This is a genomic window from Sulfurimonas sp. (assembly GCF_027056685.1).
Taxonomy (GTDB): Bacteria; Campylobacterota; Campylobacteria; order Campylobacterales; family Sulfurimonadaceae; genus Sulfurimonas.
On sequence record NZ_JALUKE010000088.1, the window covers coordinates 9,108 to 12,921 of the forward strand.

General features: G+C 33.7%; 6 protein-coding genes and 1 tRNA gene. All 7 read left to right on the forward strand.

Annotated features, from left to right (window positions below; all coding sequences use genetic code 11):
* A partial coding sequence (locus MVY38_RS03920) for a chloride channel protein (protein WP_297483781.1) occupies window positions 1–923 on the forward strand: 923 nt, incomplete at its 5' end.
* Between the two features lie 6 nt (window positions 924–929).
* On the forward strand, window positions 930–1,424 hold the full coding sequence (locus MVY38_RS03925; protein WP_297483783.1) for a bifunctional adenosylcobinamide kinase/adenosylcobinamide-phosphate guanylyltransferase: 495 nt from the start codon (window positions 930–932) through the stop codon (window positions 1,422–1,424).
* 50 nt (window positions 1,425–1,474) lie between these two features.
* The gene (locus MVY38_RS03930) at window positions 1,475–1,798 is read left to right on the forward strand and encodes a UPF0175 family protein (RefSeq protein WP_297483785.1); all 324 of its coding nucleotides are present in this window, start codon (window positions 1,475–1,477) and stop codon (window positions 1,796–1,798) included.
* 32 nt (window positions 1,799–1,830) lie between these two features.
* Window positions 1,831–2,256 (forward strand): hypothetical protein, encoded by a 426-nt coding sequence (locus MVY38_RS03935; RefSeq protein WP_297483787.1) that lies wholly within the window; start codon window positions 1,831–1,833, stop codon window positions 2,254–2,256.
* On the forward strand, window positions 2,253–2,978 hold the full coding sequence (locus MVY38_RS03940) for an adenosylcobinamide-GDP ribazoletransferase (RefSeq protein WP_297483788.1): 726 nt from the start codon (window positions 2,253–2,255) through the stop codon (window positions 2,976–2,978). The genes MVY38_RS03935 and MVY38_RS03940 overlap by 4 nt, the downstream gene beginning before the upstream one ends.
* Window positions 2,975–3,541: a histidine phosphatase family protein gene (locus MVY38_RS03945; RefSeq protein ID WP_297483790.1), complete on the forward strand. Its 567-nt coding sequence runs from the start codon at window positions 2,975–2,977 to the stop codon at window positions 3,539–3,541. The genes MVY38_RS03940 and MVY38_RS03945 overlap by 4 nt, the downstream gene beginning before the upstream one ends.
* Window positions 3,542–3,570: 29 nt before the next feature.
* Window positions 3,571–3,658: transfer RNA gene (locus MVY38_RS03950), tRNA-Ser, on the forward strand.
* The last annotated feature ends 156 nt before the right edge of the window (window positions 3,659–3,814 follow it).

Genomic DNA, 3,814 nt, shown 5'->3' on the forward strand with positions numbered 1-3,814 from the left:
TCGTTATTTGTGGTATTAGTGCTGGTTTTGCAACTGTTTTTGGAACTCCAATCGCAGGGGCTATTTTTGGTGTTGAAGTGCTTATTATTGGTGTAATTATGTACGATGTTCTGCTTCCCTCTTTCATTGCAGGATTTGCTGCGTTTACAACTGCACAGTTTTTAGGTATAGATTACACTTACTATGATATGCACTTTGTTCAAAGTGTCTCTTTAGATATGTCTCTGATTTTAAAAGTAATTTTAGCAGGACTCTTCTTTGGAATTGTTTCGGATATTGTCATTACTGTTATCTCTCAAACGCATCATAGGATTAAACAGATAAAAGTAAATTTATATGTAAAAGCTTTTGTTGGTGGCTCTCTTGTTGTGCTTTTAGCTATTGTATTTGGACAACAGTATTTAGGTCTTGGTCTCAATGTTATTGGAGATGCTCTTAGTCAAAATCCTGCAGATTATCAAAATATTCATTGGTACACTTTTATACTTAAAACCATATTTACTTCACTCTCTTTAGGTGCTGGAGGAAGTGGTGGAGTTATTACACCTATTTTTTATATTGGTGCAACAAGTGGGAACTTTTTTGGCTCTATTATTTCCCCTGACCATATCTCTCTTTTTGCTGCTTTAGGTTTTGTAAGTGTCGTTGCTGCTACAACAAATACTCCTATTGCTTCTACCATTATGGCAGTGGAGCTTTTTGGTATAGATATAGCGCATTATGCAGCGCTCTCTGCTGTTATTAGCTTTTTGATTTCAGGACATAGAAGTATCTTCTCTTCTCAAATTTTGGCGATGAAAAAATCTGAAATGTTGAGTATGAAGATAGGCGATGAGGTAGAAAATATTAATATCTCTTTAGAAGAGCATGAGATGAATAAGATAGATAAGTTGAAAAGAAAACTGCGTAAAAAGAAGAAGTAAAAGAGTATGAAAACACTATTTATAGGTGGCATAAAGAGTGGAAAATCTCGAAATGCAGAAGGCTATATTGAAAAACTTTCCAATGAAAAACCCATTTATTTAGCAACGACAGAGTTTGTTGATGATGAGATGCAACACAAGATAGACGCACATAAAAAGATGCGTGAAGATAGATTTATTACAGTAGAAGAGGCTCTTAATCTTAAAGAAAAAATAGAGTTGCAAAAGGGTGCTGTTTTAGTAGAGTGTCTCAGTATGTGGATAAACAATATGCTCTATCATGAAAAATCTTACGAAGATATGCAGGCAGAACTCTCTATGGTTTTACAACTCAAACAAGATATTGTTTTTGTTATAAATGATGTAAGTTGTGGGGTTATTCCAGAGAATAAATTAGCAAGGGAGTTTGTCGATATTAATGGTCGTTTGGCTCAGCTTGTTGCTAGTGAATGTGATGCAGTTTACAATGTTGTGGCAGGGATAGCGACAAAGATAAAATAAATAGATATTGTACTATAATACTATCATAAGTAAGTATTAGGAGTGTTCTTATGCAAACAATAGGTATAAAAGATTTACAAATAAATCCAGCAATTTTGACGAAATCATTAGAAGCAAAAGAGTATACGATGATAACAAAAAGGAGCAAACCCATAGGTATAGCACTCTCTTTGGACGATAATATCATCTCAAATGGTTTAAAAAGTTCACTTCTTATAGATGGGTATAAAAGTGGTATTTTAAGTTTAGGGCAGTTGTCAAAATCTTTAAATATCTCAAAACAAAAAGCTATGCGTCTTTTATCTATGATGGGTATAGATGTAATTGATTATAATTTCGATGATGAGATGGGTACTTTGGATAGTTTTATATGATAGTTGTGAGTGACAGCACAACGCTTATTATATTGTCTGATTTAAAGAGGTTTGAATATCTTAGAAATATATTTACAACAATATATATTCCTCAAAAAGTATATGATGAGATAAGTTATAAAAAAGAGCTTGTGTTGCCTGATTTTATCACTATATTAAAGGTGAAAAAATCAGAAAGATTACAAGAGTTGAAGATAATTTTAGATGATGGAGAGAGTGAGGCTATAGCCTTAGCACTTGATAAAAAATTACCTTTGATTATAGATGAAAAAAAAGGGAGAAAAATAGCTTTAAATTTAAATATAAAAATATTGGGGCTTTTGGGAATAATTTATCTCAATATAAAAAAAGAATTTATTAGTAAAGCAGAGGCTAGGGTATTTTTAAAATCTGCACAGGCTAATGGCTATAGAATATCTAAAACACTTATAGATAATATGTTTATGGCTTTAAAATGAAAAAAGTATTTGATGGATTCGCTTTAGCTCTCTCAATGTTGAGTATTTTACCATTTTTTAAAGTGCATGATTTTTATAAAGGCATTAATGGTTACGCTGTTACCTTCTATCCTTTTATTGGGTTTTTCTTAGGAATTCTGCTTTTTGGTATTTATGAATTACTTCTGCCATATTTTCCACATTTCCATCTTGGCGTTACTATTTTTGCTTTGTGGGTACTGCTAACTGGTGCTTTGCATCTGGATGGTTTGAGTGATACAGTAGATGGACTTTTTGTGCCAAAAGAGCGTTCTTTAGAGGTGATGAAAGATCCTCATAATGGTGGTATGGGAATGACTTTTGGTGCTGTATTTCTCATACTTAAAGCTTCTTCACTTATTGCTTTGGATGCTTTTTACCTTTTGCCTGTTGTTCTGTTACTCTCTCGTCTTGTTGTAGTTTTTGCAATCTATAAATACCCCTATGTTTCCCCAAACGGAATGAGTACGCTGGCAAAAGAGGAGTTTACTCAAACGCAGCTACTTACTGCGTTTGGCTATTCGTTGTTTGTTATTTATCTCTTTGATGCGTGGATGCTGTTTGTCGCTGCGTTTGTGACCCTGTTTGTTATAAAAGCATTTTTTATGAAGCGATACGGTGGTTTTACAGGCGATATTTACGGTTTTAGCATAGAAATGGTCGAGCTCATCCTCTTAAACTGCATCATCGTAGGCTTGGTATGAAAATAACCCTTGTTCGTCATACAGAAGTAGAGGAAAAATATCATAAAAAGTACAATGGTCACATCAATATTGGGCTTTCTAAGAGAGGTCAAACGCAGTCGCAGGAGCTTGGTAGCTATTTTGCTAACAAAGAGTTTGACCTTATTTACTGTTCTGACTTAAAGCGTGCAAAAGATACCCTCGCTGCGTTTAGACACTCAAAAGATGCTATTTACACCGAAAAACTACGAGAAAAATCATGGGGCAAGCATGAAGGACTCAGTTTTGATGAAATAATCGCACAAAATGAGATAAAGTACGAAAATTTTGAGCAGTGGATAAATGCACTCGATGGAGAGCCTTATGAAGAGTACATAGAGCGAATAAAAATATTCTTTTTTGAGTTTTTACCTACGCAAAAGGGTGAAAATATTCTCATCGTGACGCATGCAGGTGTTATTCGTGTTTTGATGGTACTCGTGCAAAAACTCTCCCTTGAAGATGCCTTTTGTATCGACATTCCATACTCTGCGTATGTGATTTATAACACAAATTTAAGAAGTTTTAGCACTATTAAATATTAGCTTAGCTAAAATACCACTCTTCAAACAAAGGACAGCTGGCCGAGTGGTCGAAGGCGCTCGCCTGGAACGCGGGTATAGGGCAACCTATCTAGGGTTCGAATCCCTAGCTGTCCACCATCACAGAAATATTATATATATATATATATCTTACATCATTTTACCCTTTCTTTATATAGATTTAATTTATTATTGTAATGATAAAATAGAATTTTTTAATAAAAAAATAGCTATAATAAAAAATTACATAAAATAACTTTTATTAGTTTATATATT